This window comes from Saccharibacillus sp. WB 17 (assembly GCF_008634075.2).
GTDB lineage: Bacteria > Bacillota > Bacilli > Paenibacillales > Paenibacillaceae > Saccharibacillus > Saccharibacillus brassicae.
Map to the genome: position 1 here is coordinate 21,670 of NZ_VPFK02000024.1, position 16,426 is coordinate 38,095.

Consider the following 16,426-nt stretch of genomic DNA (forward strand, 5'->3'; position numbering starts at 1 on the left):
GCCTCCTATGTATCGAATGGAAGTGCGCGAGCTGATGCCTATACCGGATCTTCGTGATCCCGTTCAGACCTTTACTCGCCTTCATTAAATGGAACTTATTGCATATATAAACAGATTACTAAACATTAGAAGCATAAAAAGCCCCCCGTGCGAAAATATTTTCGCATAGGGGACTTTTATAGACGAAAACGGTTACGATTTGGGGCTGCCCGGGAACTCACTACCGGAAGCGGCCCCCGTTCCGGCACGGTTTCCGTTTCCGTTAGATGCAGCGATACTTCGTCATGCAGCCGGAAAGAAACCGGGGAAATCGCTTCCCACTGCCCGGACGGGGTACGCACGTCGTAATGGAATTCCCTCCCTTGGAACTGCACGTTGACGATGCTTCCGTTCAATCCTCCGACCTGCGGAGGTTCCGGGCGGAGCCGATCGGGCCGTACCGGATAGCAGCCGATCGCCTTGAAAGCATCGGCTACTTCGCCGCCATGCCAGCGGACCGAAGAGTTCGCCCCCTGCGGCGTGAACAGATCCCCTGTCCAGCTTCCGGGAAGCAGATTGGACTTCGAGACGAACCGGGCGACGAATTCGGTCTGCGGACGCAGGTAAATGTCCTGCGGCGTGCCGACCTGTTCGATCCGTCCTTCACGCATGACGACGATCCGGTCGGCCATTGCCAGCGCTTCGCCCTGATCGTGTGTCACGTAAACGATCGACGTTCCGGTACTGCGATGCACCGACTGGATCTCGCGACGCATATCCATGCGCAGCATGGCGTCCAGGCTGCTCAGCGGTTCATCCATCAGCAGCAGCGAAGGCCGCGCGGCGATCGCTCGGGCAATCGCTACGCGCTGCTTCTGCCCGCCGGACAGCTCGCTTGGCATCCGCTCCGCCAGACTTTCCAGCCCGATCAGCTTCAGCACTTCCGCGATCCGCCGGCTTTCGGCGGCGCGGATCGCCGGAGGCGTCTTTTTGTGGCTGCGAATCGGAAATCGGATATGCTCGGTCACGTTCATATGCGGCCAGAGCGCAAAATTCTGGAACACCATGCCAATATGCCGCTTTTCCGGCGGCAGAGCAGCGGACGGGGAAGCGACCACGACTTCGTCGATCCTGATCTCGCCGCCGCTCGGACGCTCAAAGCCCGCGAGCAGGCGCAGCAGCGTCGTTTTGCCGCAGCCCGAAGGACCGAGAATCGCGACGAACTCTCCATTCGCGATCGACAGGTCGATCGACTGCAGCGCTCGGAACGATCCGAACGATTTTTCCAACTGTGTGATTTGAATGCTCAAAGCGAATCATTCCCTCCCTTTCGCCGGATCATCATCCGCATCAGTCCGAGCAGTCCGCCTCCGGCGAAGATCAAGAACACGATGAGGCTGGACAAAGCGGTCGAATATAACGTATTACCCGCCTGTTCGAAGCTGAAGATCGCGACGCCGATCGTCTGCGAACCGGACGAATAGAGCAGCGCGGACACCGTCAATTCCGTCAGGGCGGTCAAAAAGACGAGCAGCCCGCCCCCGATCAATCCCGGCAGCAGCAGCGGCAGCAGAATCATCCGCCAGCGACGGATGCCGCGCGCTCCAGACACACGGGCCGCTTCTTCCATCGCCGGTTCGATTTGCGAAAACGCCGTGATGCCCGAACGGATTTGTAAAATCAGGAAACGGCAGACGTAAGCGATCAACAGCAGCGTCGTCGTGCCGTAAATGCCGGGATTCCATCCCGGGATCGGTTCCATCCAGGCGAGAATCATCGCCAGCGCGAACACGATGCCCGGCAGCGTATAGGGAATCGAGATCGAAAGCTCGGCCAGTCCGTTCCATTTGGAAGGGCGGCGTACCCGTACATACGCGATCGCCGTACCGGCGACGAGACAGATCAACAGCGTCCACAGCGACAGCTGCAGGCTGTTCTGGATCGAACGCCAGGTACCGGCATGTTCCAGCAAAATATACCGGTAATTGTCCAGCGTCAGGTTGTCGCGCGTTAGCCCGCCACCGTAGGATTTGCGCAGCGAGAGCGAAATCATGGAAATCAGCGGCACGACACTCATCAACAGCAGCGTGCCCCAAGCGAGCGGCACTACCCACAGTCGATGCCGGCCGAGGAACAAGCGCGGCGCTTCGTCCGGCATGCCCGTCTCCGCCTGTTTGCTTTTGCGGACGCTCAGCCACTGCAGCAGGGTTCCGGCAATCGCGATCAATCCCAGAACGGCCGAGATCGAAGCACCGCGGGCGAACGCCGACGGCCCAAAGCCGATAATCTCTTCATAAATCAACGTACTGAGCACGCTGATATTGACCGGCGTCCCGAGAAAAGCCGGAATGCCGAAGTTGTCGAGCGAAGCCAGAAAAACGAGCAGGGCTCCCGCCGCGATCCCGGGCAGAGCCATGGGCAGCGTAATGCGCAGCAGCACTTTGAGCCGCCCGGCCCCTCCCGTGCTGGCCGCCCACTCCAGATCCCGCGGGATCTTTTTGAGGACATTGACGGCGAACAGGTAAACCAGCGGGAAATGATGCAGCCCCATCACAAAGATGATGCCGCCCATACTGTACACATTCCACGGCTTGAGCTCCGGTCCGACTATTTTCAACAGCTGCGATACCATGCCCTGATTGCCCATAAACGCAGACCAGGACAGCGTCAGTACGTACGAAGGCAGGATGAAGCAGAGCAGGATCAGCAGGTGCATCGGTTTTTTGCCCGGAATATCCGTGTAGGCCATCAGCCAGGCAGCAGCGACTCCCAGTATCAGCGACAGCAGCGTCGATCCGAGCACGATCAAGGCGGTATTGCGCAGCGCATCCCAAAAGCGCGACTGCCGCAGCAGCTCCGAGTAGACGCCCAGAGACCAGCTTCCTTCTTCCTGCAAACTAAGCAGAATCAGTCTCGCGATCGGAAACACGAAAAAGAACAAGACGGCAGCGGTGCCGAAGATCATCCAGAACTTGCGTCCCTTCATCCCGCCGCCTCCTTTCGAACGGTGTTTTGCCTCATATGCCGCTTAATTGCCGAATATCTCCGTGAATTTCTGCTTGTCCGCTTCGCGCTCGGCGGTAAGCGTCTTGAGATCGGCGCTCATCAGCTTCATTTCTTCCAGTCCTTTAAGACCTTCCGGCGGATCGATTCCTTCGCGAACCGGCGTATACCCGATCTCTGCCGCGAGCTTCTGGCCTTCTTCGGACAGGACGAAATCAACGAAAGCTTTTGCTCCCTCCGCGTTTTTCGCGCTTTCCATAATGCCGATCGGCTCGGTAATGACCGGTACGCCTTCTTCGGGATAGACAAGCTCGATCGGCGACCCTTTGGCCTGCTCGCGCGCGACCATGTAATCCACGACCATGCCGTACGTTTTCTCTCCGCTGGCTACGGCTTTGAGCACCGCGCCGTTGCCTTTGATCGCCGTCACGCCGTTGTTTTTGAGGTTCTGCATGTAATCCCAGCCAAAACCGTCGGTCCGGCTGAGCACGCCCACGTTGTAAGCGGCGGCGCCCGAATAAAGCGGGCTCGGCATGATCGCCGAATCTTTGGACGACGCTTCGGTCAGCACTTTCCACGAAGTCGGCAGCTCGGCGGCCTGTTCCGTATTGGCGGCCAGAATGGTCGAAATCACTTTGGTGCCGGCGTAGGTCCCGTCCGGGTCGGCCAGTTCTTCCGGAATCTGCTCCAGTTCCGGTGACTTGTAGCTCAGCAGCAGATCCTGCTCTTTAAGCGTCTCAAACGTTACGGCATCGGCCAGCAGCAGTACGTCGGCCTGAATTTCGCCGCCCTGCTTCTCGGCTTGAATCTTGGCTACCACTTCTTCGGTACCGGAGCGGAAAGTCTCGACCTCAATCTCCGGATGGCTTTTGTTGAACGCTGCGACCAGCTTGGCCGCATCTTCTTCCGGCTGCGACGTATAGAACGCGATCGACGCGCTTTCGGCCGACGCTTCGCCGGCAGTCCCGCTCGTCGAAGCCGGACCGCCGCATCCGCTGAACAGTACGGCTGCCGTCGAAGCCAGTATCAGCGCGGACCCTCTCTTTTTCGAAGCTGTCTTCTGTCTATGTACCTTCTTCATTCGATCTTCTCCCCCTGCTGCTCTTGATTTGATACGTGCCCGATCATCCTCTCATTGTAAGATCGCTTTATTCGTTACGCGTCACCCCCAGGTAAGGACATTGTAAAAAATCCCCCTTGCCTTCGACCGAAGCTGGCTGAGAATTGATACGGGGGTACGCAAAAAAGCCTTCCCGCTTGCAAAGCGGAAAGGCTGTCGCTATCAATCATGACGCGAATTTTAGGAATTGCGGCTGTTTTTGAACTCCGTGACTGCCGCCGCCAGCGCCTTCCGGGCCTGATTGAGCGGTTCGGTCGTTTTGGACGTCTCGAGCGCGCGTTCCGCTTTGCCGATCGCGCGTTTGAGCGTTCCGATCTTGGAAGCGCCGTACTGGCCTTTTTCTTTGCCGGCCGGCGAGTCGAGCAGCGGCTCGGCCGTCTGAATGTCCTGGGCCAGCGTCAGTCCTTCGTTAAGCGCTTCGTACGTCACTTTGACGCTCGCCTGCGCGGCGTCCAACGCGTTTTTGCCTGTCGAACGTTCGATCGCCGCTTTGAGCGAAGCCGCCGACGTGCGGTATGCTTTGTCCAGCTTGCTCGCCGATTTCGCGTACGAGCCGGCCGCTTCGGTGCGCGCTTTGATATTCGCTTCGTACTGCGTCAACGCCGTGCTGTAGCTCGCGGGATCGAACGACTGGATATCGTTCGCTTCGGCGGAGCGCAGCAGGAAATGCTTGTACGCCGACAGGGCTCCCGCTTCGCTGGAATCGGCTTTCAACCGGCTCTGTGCTTCCGTCAGTCCTTGAAGCGCCAGCCGTCCGGAAGCGTCCAGTGCGCTTTCGCTGCGGCCGCCCAAAATCTCGGTCCGCGCCTGCGCCAACAGGTTCGTCACGGCATTCGCGCCGCGAATCGCTTCGTCGTTATACCGGTCGACCGCTTCTTCCAGTTTACGCGAAGCGGAGAAGACCCGGTCCGCCGGTGCGTTGAGGTCCGAAGACACTTCGTTGGCCCGATTGCGCGCTTCGATCAGCTTGACCGACTGCTTCTCGGACAAGCCGAGCGCCAGCAGCTTTTCCGTGCGCAGGCTCATGATTTGCAGTTCGATCAGCGCGACGCGCGATACGCCGGCCGAAGCTTTTTTGGGATCGACCGATACGACAGGCAGGACGACTTCGGCATTCCGCGCCGTCGATCCGCTTGCAGAGCGAACCGGAACCGGCGTAAGAGCAGAAGCTGCGGCAGAAGAAGCGGACGTTTGCGAAGCAGACAGCTTGGTCGCCGCCGGCGCGGTTTGCTTGGCGGCCGTTTGCGGAGCGCTCGCCGACTGCGTCGTTTCCGACGGCGCGTCAGCAAATACTTTCGGCAGCGCATACGCACTGCCCGCTACGACGACCGTTGCCAAGACGGCAATCGGCCACTTTTTGCTTTGACCCGTTTTCTTGTTGTCCATGTGAAGCCTCCTATGTATGTACACCCATCTGCACAGTAGTGTGGTGCTACCTCCTTTTTAACCAATGAACAGATCCCGAACCTAAAAAAAGCCCCTCTTTTCAGAAAAGGACTGAAAAGAAGCAGCTTTTTGATTATAAAACTTAAAAGGTCAAATCGCTTATATCGAGTGTCTTACCAAGCCCCGCTTCCGGAACCTCCGCCCGGCACTGCCGAAAGCACTTGAACAATAGTTTTTGCAGCTTCTTCGCCTACTCCCTTTGCGGAAGATACAGGGTAAACGGCGGAAATCGTTATAATCGTAAGCACACCCACCGTCAAAACAAATTTAGCCAGTTGTTTTTTCATCTAAATCACACTCTTTTCATCAGATTTTCGTACTTTTTCTTTTCTTGATGACTCGCAATATCTCTAAGCCCTTCAAACAATGGGACATATTTCATAAACATGTCTTTATTATTTATTTTAATAGCCATTTCCAAACCAAGCAATAGATACGTCAAGCATTCTCCGTATTTTTTTCTTTTGAAAAGATAAACCGCGCTCTCATAGCAAACATGAATATAACGGTTGAAATTGCTCGTCTTGCTGTACGCAGCATGGTCCTCGGGATATTTATGAAGAGGCTCCGCAAATTTGTCGAGTATATCGTCGATGTCGTATTGATGCCTGTTGGCAGACTCCACTATGATCAACAGGGTCACCCAAAGTTCGGAAGGATGCTCTTCGATAAATCGAACACAATCCGGAAGAACCGTCGGATCGCCTTCCAGCAACCGAACTTGCATCAGATTTATTTTCGCAAAAAATTTGAACTTTTCGCTCTCCTTTTGCGAACTTTGGTCTTTCTGCATACAGGAATCCAGATTGGCATACGCGTTTATGTAAACTTTGGCCTGCTCGTAATTTTCTTCATGCAGCATTACGTTTTGCATAGCCAAAAAGCCATAGCCGTAATACACGATCAGAGGATACTCGCATGAAAGGTCGCTTTCGCTCAGCCCCCGTTTCGTCCGCTGCTCTTCATTGCGATAAATGGCCTGAGAAAAATCGAACAGCGCTTGCGAGTATTTTTTGGTTTCTGCTCTTTTGTCCATCGACAAATACACGTTCACCAGCTTCATCAGCCCGTCCAGCCGGTGATGATCCGGCAGCTTTTCGCAGAACGGTTCGAACTCGATCGCCGCGCGCAGGTTCTGTTCGTTGTCTTCGCCGAGAGCGGCACGGAACAACCGGTAATGGCTGATTGCCAGACGCTCCGACTGGTGGTACTTCTCGTTCTGCACGATGCAGCGGTAAAAAACGACCGATTCCTTAGTGCTGCCGCTCGCATACAACGCTTCCGCAATATCGAAAATCGTATCGAGTTGGCGCAGGTCTTCGAGCAGCCGGGACAGCACTTCTTCGATACATTCGTTTCGCCCGAGTGCGGCGCAGCGGAGCAGAAAAGGCTCCACCCTGCGGCGATTCGGCCGACCGTCGTAGAAGCATTCGTTGATGTACGCTTCGAACATCCATCCATCTTCGCGCCCGAGCGCGCGGCCGATTCTTTCCAGTTGGTTGAGCGAAATCGGTTTGGGCGGATTGCTGTTCAGTATAGCGCTGAAAATCCCCCGGTTAATTCCCGACCACTCGCCAAACTCCGAAAAATTCATGCCCATGCCCGCGATCCCTTTTTCAATTTCGGAACGCAGTGTCATTTCCATTTTCCGCACCTCTTTCGCTTAAACCCATCCTGTATATGAAGCTTATCAGTTAATGTTTCCCTTACAATTAATTTACAATATACAGAATAAATAAACATTGGTCAATTTCTTTTTTTACCCAATTATATAGAGTGATTGTATGCTTGAAGTCTTTTGCAGCAAGTGTTTCGAAAAACGGAATACGTTTTCCGAACTGACTGCCCAGTCATGCATGAATATGCAGTTTTCTGGTATTTTAAAATGATAGTAATAATACGGTTTGAAGCTTATTGCTAGACATTAGTCGTTTTCGGGATAACGCTCTCACAGAGGAAAAGCTTTCGGTGTGCTGTCCGCCGGGCGAAGACAAAGATAAGCAAACGGTCTTGAACGCAAACATGCATCCGGGGAACGTTGAGCTCCGTCGAATGCATGCGGTCTCAAATCATTTTTGTTCCTCTAGGGAATCGGACTCGCCGGAATGGGTCTCCGCCTGCGACAATACCGATCCGGCCAGCGATTTGGCTTTCTTCTCCGCCGATTTGTCGTGCAGTACCTTGGAAGCCAGAGCCGACATTTTCTTCGAAGGATGCTTGCCGTCATGGTTGTTGGACATCTGTATCCCCTCCCATACGTCGAAATAACCGGTTTGGGCGGTGGGGAAACCTTTGACGAGTAATTGGCCTTCCCTTTTTTAAAACAGATTCAACGGCCTGAAAAGTCAAGGACAATGAAATTTTTCAGATAATACAAAAGCGGTTCAGTTTAACTATCATGCACGAATCGCGTTGAAAAACGTGTATCTTCTGTGCGCGTCTCACAGAACTGAACGAGGAGCTGTGCCTGGATTTTTGAAGGATTTATTGGAAGCCAAGTAAACGCTAGGTATAAAAGCGTCTAATCAGCTAATTGAGCTTTTAGACGCTTTTTTCACTTAATAACCGCTTTCGTAGTCCCACGCTGCACATTATCTTTTACCGTTTACTAAAAAAACAGCCACTTTCTAATTGTATTAGAGAGTGGCTGTTTTTATTTACTACGCGGAAAAGGAGAATTCAAAACTTCCCACATCTTATCGTACTCGACTTTATCCGTGGAAAATCCTGAACTGAACTTTTCCACCTTATCATGATTTTTCGGATCAAAGTTCAAATATTCGTCCTGACTATGACAAGCATAATTTCTACAGTGAGAAGCAAACTCATAAAAGTGTTCAAAAGGACGATCCATCATATCTACGACGATCAAGTCTCCTTCTTCACGAGTAGATGACGGCATGTAGATTAAAAAGTATTCTTCACTTGAAAATCGATACTCCATGTCTCTCGCCTCCCTTTATTAAATCCTTTGTTCAATTATACTAAAATCTCTTCTTTTTGAGTCCTTTGATATAGCCAAGCTCGCTCAACACGCGGAAAATATTTGCCTGAACACGCGAATCGAACACGGGAGCGGGGCGATTCTGCCAGTCGGTCCGCGCGGAAGGTCTGCCCTGCAGGACGTTTTGCATATAGCGCTTGAGATGTTTGACGCCCGAATTGCCGTCGACTTTGGTTTCCGGCAGATGTTCCGGCAGCATGGAGCTGACCAGCTTCATATGGGACTTGGCGCAGGTGACGGCTACGTTGAGTCTGCGTTCGCCTTTGGCCTGGGACAGCGGGCCGAAGTTATAATAAATCGAACCGTCGGCCGCAGGTCCGTACCCGACGCTCAGGAAGATGACGTCCCGTTCGTCGCCCTGCACGTTTTCCAAACTTTTCACGAAAAACTCTTCATGCACGTCTTCCTGAAAATACGCGTCGAAGTCGGGCTGATGTCGGCGCAATGCCTGCACTTCTTCTTCGATCGCCTCGGCCTGCTTCCGGCTGAACGCGATTACGCCCAGCGACAATCCGGCATGGTCCCGATAATGCTCGAATACCCGTTCCGCGATGCGGCGCGCTTGCTTTTTTCTAATGGGGAACCTGCACTTCAAAATCGTCTCTGTACGACTTGTCTGCATTGAAAAATACGACATCGCCGTCCCGCAGTTCGAACCGGTGGCCCCAGGCGTCCTGCTTGCTGCGCGTGTAGCCTTCCAGCGCCCACTGGTTCATCAGCGGAGCATGGATATACTGCAAATGCGGATGCGCGACGTCGCCGTCGCGGATACTCTCGATGTTGAAGTTCACGATCAGGTACCCGTCCCGTAAAAAGATCGGATCGCGCCGCGTCAGCCCGCCGTGCGTCCGGCCGTATTCGGCCAAATCCGTTCCTCTGACGACGAGATAAGGATCGCCGGGCAAACTGTATTCGCCGTACCATTTCTGCCTGGCTGCGTTGGCCCGCTCCCAATCGACGCCCGCCGGCAAGTCGGTCTTCGGTCCGATCAGCGTGCGCAGCTGTTCGGGCAGCAGCAGCCGCGAGATCCCTCCGATCGGCGTCTTCATTTTCGTGAACCGCTCGATATAATCCGTCACGAACGTCCGCCGACTGACGTTGTGCATCTCCGCGAATCCGTAATGGTGCCCATAAGCGTAGCGGGCCGTATCGCCCAGCTCTTCTTCCGGCACATTGCGCAGCCGCTCGTTCAGGATCACGTACCGCTCTTGTTTGTCCGCGGGAGAACCAACCTTGACGAACGGCTCGCGATCGGTGCCGTAATACAGATCGACCGGCGTATACCGCTTGCCGTCCCGGCTGACGAACGCAAAGCTTGGCGTGATGCGGAGGCCGTCTTTTTTGCCGAACATATTGCCTTGGGTCTTGAGATCGAACTTGAACGCGTAGCCGGTCTTCACCGCCACGTTCTTCATGCCCTGCCGCGGATGGCTGCCGGGCAGGATCGGGAGCGTAAACGGCGCGGAATTGCCGCGGGCCGCTCCGTCGATCCCCTGCCCGCCGACCCAGTAAGTGTTGCCGGTCGGCAGCGGACTGTCCGCTCGCTGGCGGAACACCGTCTCCCAGTTGTAGTCGACGATATCCGTGACGTGCAGATCGTACAGCCGCCCGATCACTTCGACGTTCACGCTGTCGGAAGCGGCATGGTGGGCAAGGTCCAGGTTTGCTCCCGGCTCGGCCGGTTCGGACGCGGGCGCATTTTCGGCGACGTTCCGATAGTCCACCGCATAATCGCCTTCGTCGACCCAGACCGGCAGGAAAAACTCGGCCGTAAGCCGGCTGACCGGGATGTCGATCCACGTGTTTTTCGGATAAAAGACCGAGCGGTCGCCGGTATACACGTCAAACGGGAAACGGACTTCCTTGCTGCGAAAATATTTGGCGTAATCGCGGCTGCCGTAGCCGGGATAGTCCTGATGCGGGCCGTAGGTGGGCAGCGTGACGGTGAACGGACGATCCAAAATAAAAGCCTGCCGGGCCGGATTCGGAGTCGTCTTCTGGTTATGTGCCGCGTCATCGGAAGCGCCAGAAAAATTGACGACCGGCGTATGCACGGTGACCGGGTTGATGTCCCCGATAGGATAAGTATCGCCGGGCGCGGCATTGACGTTGGCGTCAAGCGGCATGTACGTGATCGTTCCGCTCGACGGCGCGGCCCGACGATTGATTTTGCGACTCGGGATACTCTGGTTCGGCTTATACAGCACATCCCGGGCGATCCGGGTCGGTTCGGGCACTTTGTGCGGATCTTCGGTTTTGCGTTCGGCGAGGCTGCCGTTCATGAGCGGTTGACTGTTAAAAACGACCGTATCGTTGCGCACTCGAACCGGCTTGATCTTGCGCTCGGTCTCCCCGGCGACCAGATTCAAGTCATTCGGTACGGAAGGCTTGGCGAAGCCGCCGGCAACGGTCTGTCCGGATGCCGTCCAGTTGCCGGGTCCGGGGTCCGAGACGTATGTGCCGGTCGCGGTGACGGACAGCGCGGGCGGCACATAGCCGGCAGGCCGGATCTCGATCGATTCGCCCTGAAACGCATAGTTTCTCAGTTCGGCCTGTTCGATTGCATAAATCCCGATTTTCTCGACGACCCAATAAGAGAAATAACGTTCGATATGTACCGGATACCGGACCGTCTCGGTGTCCGACCTGCTTCGGACCGCGGGAGGTCCGGGCTTGCCGTCCGGAAGCGAGGTCGCGTTCGATTCCTGCCATTTGAGCGTGTACGTCTTGGAGACGGTCAGGTCGTACACACAGCTGCCCAACTGTTCTTTGAACTTGTACTGGTGCAAATAACCGTTTGCGCTGACGCTGCCGTACAAGCTCTCGGATGTCGGGATGCCCTGCAGCACGTCAAAGATTTCCCGGTCTCTCTGATCGGCACGGATCATGGCCGACGCTTCCGGCGTCATCCGCTCGCCTTCGACGATACGCCCGTCGCGAATCGTGCAGCCCGCGAATCCGGGCGAAACTTCGGTTGGAGGTTTCGGCTCTTCGCCGGGATCTTTGTCGGTGTAGACCCAGTAGTGATCGGGGTATTGGTAGGTGACTGAGGTGGCGGTGAAATTATAGGCGGCAAAGTAGAAGGCCATGATTTGGGCGTTTTTTGGGTCTTCATGATAAGGCACCATGCGGTTATTCGGGCCTTTTTGCGTGTAGTAGCGCGTGTTGTCGAATGAGTTGTCGTGGTTTTGTTTGAACGTAATAGTGGCGAACGTCAAGTCCCGGGTAGCTCCGGGCGTCTGGTCGGGGTCCAAGCCGACTAGAATGGATTCGATTTGGGTTGAAGGGTGGGACTTGCCTGTAATTTTTAAACCATCGATCGAAACTTCTTTTTGATAATTCACTTGTACTTTCGCTTCACTCGAAGGTAACTGCGGATTTTTCATTTGTACTATACTAGTCCGGTTATCAATAAAATTCAAAGGAAAAACTAATGTATCACTACCAATAGTGGCCTTAAAAGTATTGCTAATTGGATATTTGACGATCATCTTAACTTTTTTTCCAGGCGCTCGTAGGTAATTGTCACGGAAAGCTCGACCACTGTTACGAGTAATAATATCTTCAGTGGTACCAAGTATGTTGTCATAAGCTTCCCAACTTTCACCTTGACCTCCAGCCGTCCAACCGTTTGTAATGCCGCGACTCCAAGCAAACCAAGAACCTGCTGATCCGTTATCTGCGGAATTGACCTCGATCTCATCACCTTTGAAGGTTTCAGCTCCGGTGTAGGTTTGAGCGTCAACTTCGATCGTCTTGACAGCTTCGTTTCCCGTGTAGAATACGATTTTTTTAATTCGCTTTCCTTTTCCTGCATCTTCTCGAATTACCGTTGTTTTAGCTGTCGGATCTTTACCAAATGTTAAAGCCGTGCGGTTGGGATGAGGACGTGGTGAATTTAAGCCTACATAAACGATCTGTTTTTTTATCGGCGCTGCATATACCTTACCTTGCGATGGAAAAAAAACACCCAGCATGCTACTTGCCAGAAGCAGTATCCCGAGCCCTACAAATATAAGTCCTCTTATTCGTAGCTGGTTTTTCTTCATTACTGAATTCCTTGCAAACGAAGCAGATCAATTTCTATAAAGCGAAAATTTGATCCTGTCGGAGTTTGCAAAACGATTTTGATACCTTCCTGACCTTTCGAAGTGACACGTTTCGGTATTATAAGAGCAGGTGTATCTAACCATTGTTCTCGGTATACTGAAGCAGTTTGATTCAACTTTCCTGCGAAGAAAGCTTTTACATCCGTATTATTAAACCCTTTAACTTCGAACTGCACAAACGGACGACTCACATATTTTGAACTTTCTTTGTTAAACACTTCTTTACCTTTAAAATACAGCACATAAGTATCTTTCAAATCCTTAATCGGATTCTGTGTCGTTCCGTTGTGCCACTTCAAACTTCCCACATCCCCCAACAACCCTCGATTCGGATCGCTCGCATCGGCCATGTCGATCGCGATCAGCGCGTCCAGTTTGCCTTGGTACAGGCCGTCTTTGGACGTGATCGTCATGTTTTTTTCGTTCCACATGTCTTCGATCGAGGGTTTGCCTTTGCTTTTCCAATCGGATTCCGGGGTGACGAACATCTCGGGCATGATCGAGAAGATATTCGTGCCGTGCCAGGCGATTTCGGCCGAGCCGGCGGCGTAGCGGTCGATCTCGAGTTTGGCGCCGCTTTTGACGGAACGGATACGCTCGATGATCACGACGGACTGCGCGCGCGTAGTCAGGCCTTGAGGCGCGATCTGCCCTTTGCTGACGCCCTGAATCAGTCCGGTCTTCGTGGCGAGATACATCCATTTGTCGTTCTCGCGGGTCTCCTCCCCGATCGCGCGGGCGGCGACTCTCGCCATTTCCTCGCGCGTCATCGCGGCGGCCCATCCGGCTTCGCTGTCGGGAAAATCGTTCGCTTCGTACAAGCCGGCCCGGACGGCCGCCTCGACGTACGGCGCATACCAGCGGCCGCCTGTCGGAGCGGCGTCGAGCTTCAGCGCCGAAACGGCCATTTTGACGAATTCCGCGCGCGTGACGCTTGCGTCCGGCTTGAACGTGGCGTCGTCATAACCGTCGACGTACCCTTCCCGCACCGCCCCGTTTACGGCAGCATACGCCCAGTGCCCGGATTTGACGTCCAAAAAACTGACCGCCGCGGCGTTTGCGGCCGGAGCTGCGCTCCACAGGCTGCCTGCCGCCCATACCCCCGCCAAAACCAATCCGGCCCATCTCATTCCATACTTGTTCATCTCTTCACGCTCCTTCTGTATAGTGGCGCTGCCTCGATCTCCTCCGACAACATTGCTCCTCCGGCAGCATTCCGTCTTCCCATTGTCGCCGGCTTGCTTGCACTCGGGAAGTGTGCTTGCTTCCAAAAATGCTAAAAACCACGCAAAAAAGCGGACGAAACTTTCCCCGAGGAAAGTCCGTCCGCGTGCTTCGCGAAAGGCAGAATTCTGTTGAGTTCAAATCTAAAGGATTTCGAGCGAAAAAGCAAGCTTATTTGCGCAGCCTTCTGCTCAACCTTGCCGCCCGGCGATCAGATCCGCTTCGCGAAATACCCCCACATCGAGAAGAAGACGATCAGGACGAACAGCAGCGTGCCCAGCAGCGTCACAAACGCGACGGTGTTCAAAAATCCGGCCACGATCGTGGCGATCCCGATGCCGAAAAACGCGACGGAAGTGCCGAGCGAAGCCGCCTTTTGAAGAATCAGGCCTGTCCGTTCGTCGTTTTCGTTGATCTGCAGCTTCCGGATCGCTTCTTCGCTTTTGGAAGCTTTGACGTATTGGACTAAAAAGCCGAGGATGATCAGTTCCAGGCCGAAGAAAATGCCGTGATGGAATCCTTTGATAAAGCTGTTCAAAACAGGCAGTTCCGAGCGATACATCATAAAGCCGGCATAGATCAGGGCGACGACGACAGCCAGCAGCGTCAGCACGCGAATCCGAATACGCAATTTTCGTTTGAATGATTCCATAAGTTATTCCTCCACTTCGCTAAAATCAAATACTTCTTCGATCGTCAGCCCGAAATAACGGGCGATTTTGTAGGCCAGCACCAGCGACGCGGTGTATTTGCCCACTTCGAGCGAGGTGATGGTCTGCCGGGTCACGCCGACGGCCATCCCAAGCTCCTCCTGCGACAGCTTGCGCTGCTTGCGCAGTTCCGGGATTTTGGTTTTCAACGGAACGCCTCCTCGCCTGTATACAGTAGATGCAATAGATGCAATGCATACTTTGCACTTTAAGCATAGTTTACTTTGCATAAAATGTCTAGCGTGCTTTGCAAATTCAACAAAAAAAGAGCGTTCGGGATTTATCCCGAACGCTCTTTTTTGCGTTTTTGCCCAGATGCGATCGCCAAAGTCCGCCCTACAGCTGAAGCAGCCCGTTCACGAGCAGCACCAAGCCGAAGCCCGCGCACAGCACCCCGCCGAACGTTTTGGTTCCGCTGCGTTTTCGATCGTATTTTTTCGGCCAAATCACGTACAGACCAAACGCAATCAGCACGACTCCCATCCCAAGGCTAAAAAAGTGCAGCGTTCCGGCCAAAGCTTCGGCGCCCTGACGGACGGCTTGGTCGCGCGGCGATTGTTCCATATCCGCTCACTCCTTCTTGTTCATTTGTCTTTGAATTCGCTTGGGCGGCAGCCGACATACTCTTTGAACACGTTGGAAAAATAGTGCGGATCGCCGAAGCCGAGCGCTTCGGCGACATGTTTGACTTTGACTTCGGGCCCCGAAGATAGCAGGCGTCGGGCTTCCGCAATTTTGAGCGCCATGTAATGATGCACGAACGTGCTGCCGGTATAACGTTTTACCAGGCGGCTTACGTACGAAGGGCTGACGTGAAACTGCTGCGCCGCTTCCGTTATGGACAGCTGCGCGTACAGGTTTTGCCGCAAATAACGGTCCAGTCGTTCGAACAACTCTTCGCCGCCGCGCTTGAGGGGTTCCCGCAGCGCAAGCTTGGACGCTTCGCCTGCCTGCGGCGCCGCCGGGTAATCGCCTTCGCCGTAGATCGGCGGCGCCAGATCCCCGCCGACGGTCAAGTGCTCGCGCAGCTCCCGCTCAAGCGCCGCATGCACGGCCGCAAGCGCGCGCAGACCGGCCGGTTCCGGCGCGGCCAAGGCAACCGCGGACAGTCCGGCCGCGGCCAGTGACGCTTCCAGCGCCTGCGTCAGCTGGCGTGCAGCAGCTGCGCCGTCTGCTGCACGCTCTTGCTCCGCAAGCAGCACCACGAACCGGCCCTGCTGCGGCGCGGGCCATACGTATCGGCATTCGCCGCCCGGCAGCGCGGAGAGCGCCGCTTCGATCTGCCCGGCCGTCCACGCCCGCTCCGCCTGCGCCGCAAAAGGCTTGCGCCGCAGCAGCGCCATGCGATACCGGCCCGCCAGCAGTCCGGCATCCAGCGGCATGTCCGCCAGAAACGCCGGTTCGACCACGCTTTCCAGCAGCTTGCGATCGCTCTGCCGCTGCTCCGTCAACTGTGTGATCAGCCGCTCCAGCACGTCGCTCAGCTGCGCCTGGTCCACCGGCTTGAGCAGATAATCGAACGCATGAAGATTCAGCGCGCGCCGCGCATAGTCGAAATCGCTGTAACCCGTAATAAGAACGGCCTGCAGCCGCGGATTCAGCGCTTTGGCCTGCTCGATTAGCCCCAGTCCGTCCAGCTTGGGCATGCGGATATCCGTCAGCAAAATGTCGGCCTGCCCGTCTTGAAGCCGCTCCAGCGCTTCGAGTCCGTTCGACGCGGTCGCGGTCACCCGCACCGGCAGGCCGGATGATTCGATCAGCATTCCGATATGGCGCAAAATGGGCTTGCTGTCTTCCGCAATGATGACGTTGTACATGCCGCCCCTCCTTT

15 protein-coding genes are annotated in these 16,426 nt (G+C 54.9%); all 15 read right to left on the reverse strand.

Features of this window, described 5'->3' with window-relative positions; translation table 11 throughout:
• Positions 1 to 176 precede the first annotated feature (176 nt).
• Positions 177 to 1,289, reverse strand: coding sequence for an ABC transporter ATP-binding protein (locus FTE24_RS12825; RefSeq protein WP_150229884.1), 1,113 nt, complete (start codon positions 1,287 to 1,289; stop codon positions 177 to 179).
• The gene (locus tag FTE24_RS12830; RefSeq protein ID WP_150229886.1) at positions 1,286 to 2,965 is read right to left on the reverse strand and encodes an ABC transporter permease; all 1,680 of its coding nucleotides are present in this window, start codon (positions 2,963 to 2,965) and stop codon (positions 1,286 to 1,288) included. The genes FTE24_RS12825 and FTE24_RS12830 overlap by 4 nt, the downstream gene beginning before the upstream one ends.
• Positions 2,966 to 3,007: 42 nt before the next feature.
• Entirely contained in the window at positions 3,008 to 4,063 is a 1,056-nt protein-coding gene (locus FTE24_RS12835; protein ID WP_150229889.1) for an ABC transporter substrate-binding protein, read from the reverse strand.
• Positions 4,064 to 4,282: 219 nt separating this feature from the next.
• Complete coding sequence (locus FTE24_RS12840) at positions 4,283 to 5,488, reverse strand: hypothetical protein (RefSeq protein WP_150229890.1); 1,206 nt, start codon at positions 5,486 to 5,488, stop codon at positions 4,283 to 4,285.
• 173 nt (positions 5,489 to 5,661) lie between these two features.
• Positions 5,662 to 5,835: a hypothetical protein gene (locus tag FTE24_RS12845; RefSeq protein WP_160441752.1), complete on the reverse strand. Its 174-nt coding sequence runs from the start codon at positions 5,833 to 5,835 to the stop codon at positions 5,662 to 5,664.
• 5 nt (positions 5,836 to 5,840) lie between these two features.
• Positions 5,841 to 7,193, reverse strand: coding sequence for a DNA-binding protein (locus FTE24_RS12850; RefSeq protein ID WP_150229892.1), 1,353 nt, complete (start codon positions 7,191 to 7,193; stop codon positions 5,841 to 5,843).
• A 424-nt stretch (positions 7,194 to 7,617) separates the two neighbouring features.
• Positions 7,618 to 7,788 (reverse strand): hypothetical protein, encoded by a 171-nt coding sequence (locus FTE24_RS23050; protein ID WP_202111868.1) that lies wholly within the window; start codon positions 7,786 to 7,788, stop codon positions 7,618 to 7,620.
• Positions 7,789 to 8,201: 413 nt separating this feature from the next.
• Entirely contained in the window at positions 8,202 to 8,492 is a 291-nt protein-coding gene (locus FTE24_RS12855) for a hypothetical protein (protein ID WP_150229894.1), read from the reverse strand.
• Positions 8,493 to 8,532: 40 nt separating this feature from the next.
• Positions 8,533 to 9,147: an AAA domain-containing protein gene (locus FTE24_RS12860; RefSeq protein WP_160441753.1), complete on the reverse strand. Its 615-nt coding sequence runs from the start codon at positions 9,145 to 9,147 to the stop codon at positions 8,533 to 8,535.
• Complete coding sequence (locus tag FTE24_RS12865) at positions 9,125 to 11,770, reverse strand: DUF5704 domain-containing protein (RefSeq protein WP_237401750.1); 2,646 nt, start codon at positions 11,768 to 11,770, stop codon at positions 9,125 to 9,127. The genes FTE24_RS12860 and FTE24_RS12865 overlap by 23 nt, the downstream gene beginning before the upstream one ends.
• An 830-nt stretch (positions 11,771 to 12,600) precedes the next feature.
• A complete protein-coding gene (locus tag FTE24_RS12870; protein ID WP_237401751.1) occupies positions 12,601 to 13,932 on the reverse strand; it encodes an S-layer homology domain-containing protein in 1,332 nt (443 codons plus the stop codon).
• A 164-nt stretch (positions 13,933 to 14,096) separates the two neighbouring features.
• Complete coding sequence (locus FTE24_RS12875) at positions 14,097 to 14,537, reverse strand: hypothetical protein (RefSeq protein ID WP_150229899.1); 441 nt, start codon at positions 14,535 to 14,537, stop codon at positions 14,097 to 14,099.
• Between the two features lie 3 nt (positions 14,538 to 14,540).
• Positions 14,541 to 14,744 carry a helix-turn-helix transcriptional regulator gene (locus FTE24_RS12880; protein ID WP_141446059.1) on the reverse strand — a complete coding sequence of 68 codons (204 nt, stop codon included), beginning with the start codon at positions 14,742 to 14,744 and terminating at the stop codon, positions 14,541 to 14,543.
• 187 nt (positions 14,745 to 14,931) lie between these two features.
• Complete coding sequence (locus FTE24_RS12885; protein WP_141446060.1) at positions 14,932 to 15,159, reverse strand: hypothetical protein; 228 nt, start codon at positions 15,157 to 15,159, stop codon at positions 14,932 to 14,934.
• A gap of 20 nt (positions 15,160 to 15,179) precedes the next feature.
• Positions 15,180 to 16,412 carry a response regulator gene (locus tag FTE24_RS12890; RefSeq protein WP_150229901.1) on the reverse strand — a complete coding sequence of 411 codons (1,233 nt, stop codon included), beginning with the start codon at positions 16,410 to 16,412 and terminating at the stop codon, positions 15,180 to 15,182.
• Between the last annotated feature and the right edge of the window lie 14 nt (positions 16,413 to 16,426).

What these genes read in the sequence shown, in the direction of transcription:
- FTE24_RS12830 (WP_150229886.1), bottom strand. Translation starts at nt 2,965, where the DNA reads ATGAAGGGACGCAAGTTCTGGATGATCTTCGGCACCGCTGCCGTCTTG.
- FTE24_RS12835 (WP_150229889.1), bottom strand. Translation starts at nt 4,063, where the DNA reads ATGAAGAAGGTACATAGACAGAAGACAGCTTCGAAAAAGAGAGGGTCC.
- FTE24_RS12840 (WP_150229890.1), bottom strand. Translation starts at nt 5,488, where the DNA reads ATGGACAACAAGAAAACGGGTCAAAGCAAAAAGTGGCCGATTGCCGTC.
- FTE24_RS12845 (WP_160441752.1), bottom strand. Translation starts at nt 5,835, where the DNA reads ATGAAAAAACAACTGGCTAAATTTGTTTTGACGGTGGGTGTGCTTACG.
- FTE24_RS12850 (WP_150229892.1), bottom strand. Translation starts at nt 7,193, where the DNA reads ATGGAAATGACACTGCGTTCCGAAATTGAAAAAGGGATCGCGGGCATG.
- FTE24_RS23050 (WP_202111868.1), bottom strand. Translation starts at nt 7,788, where the DNA reads ATGTCCAACAACCATGACGGCAAGCATCCTTCGAAGAAAATGTCGGCT.
- FTE24_RS12855 (WP_150229894.1), bottom strand. Translation starts at nt 8,492, where the DNA reads ATGGAGTATCGATTTTCAAGTGAAGAATACTTTTTAATCTACATGCCG.
- FTE24_RS12875 (WP_150229899.1), bottom strand. Translation starts at nt 14,537, where the DNA reads ATGGAATCATTCAAACGAAAATTGCGTATTCGGATTCGCGTGCTGACG.
- FTE24_RS12885 (WP_141446060.1), bottom strand. Translation starts at nt 15,159, where the DNA reads ATGGAACAATCGCCGCGCGACCAAGCCGTCCGTCAGGGCGCCGAAGCT.
- FTE24_RS12890 (WP_150229901.1), bottom strand. Translation starts at nt 16,412, where the DNA reads ATGTACAACGTCATCATTGCGGAAGACAGCAAGCCCATTTTGCGCCAT.